1 rRNA gene is annotated in these 647 nt (G+C 39.9%); it reads left to right on the forward strand.

Annotation, left to right across the window (positions count from 1 at the left end):
* Positions 1-435: 435 nt before the first annotated feature.
* Positions 436-647: ribosomal RNA gene (locus MUB24_RS23105) — 16S ribosomal RNA — on the forward strand; the annotation flags it as partial.

Genomic DNA, 647 nt, shown 5'->3' on the forward strand with positions numbered 1-647 from the left:
GTGGAGAAATGTATCCAGAGTATTATAAAGGCCTACATGGACAGGAATATAAATTATCGGATTTCCTCTAGTCTGGGTGGATAGAAAAGGACCGGGCGGGGTTTGCCCGGTTTTTCTTATGTTTTTAACCTGGGAATCATTGGCAAGTATAATTTTCAAAAAAACTATTGCATCTCATGCAAAAACTTGATATATTAGAACATGTCCTTGAGAGAGAATAAGGATTCAAAAAATAGTGTTGACAAAGTAGTTTTTCAATGTTATTATATAAAAGTTGCTCTTAGAGCAATTGGGAATTTGATCTTTGGAAACTGAACGAAACGAACGTCAATAAATAATGGACAGATGGTTTTAAACCATTGCCAGCAATTGAGCAAATCAACTCAGAAGGAACAAGGTAAGTATGATTAATTTCATGACAAGCCTTTGTTCCACTTTTATGAGAGTTTGATCCTGGCTCAGGACGAACGCTGGCGGCGTGCCTAATACATGCAAGTCGAGCGCATCTTTTGGGAGCTTGCTTCCAAAAAGATGAGCGGCGGACGGGTGAGTAACACGTGGGCAACCTGCCTGTAAGACTGGGATAACTTGCGGAAACGTGAGCTAATACCGGATAATTTCTTTCTTCACATGGAGAGAGGTTGAAA

The organism is Lederbergia sp. NSJ-179 (assembly GCF_022867885.1).
Classification (GTDB): domain Bacteria; phylum Bacillota; class Bacilli; order Bacillales; family Bacillaceae_C; genus Lederbergia.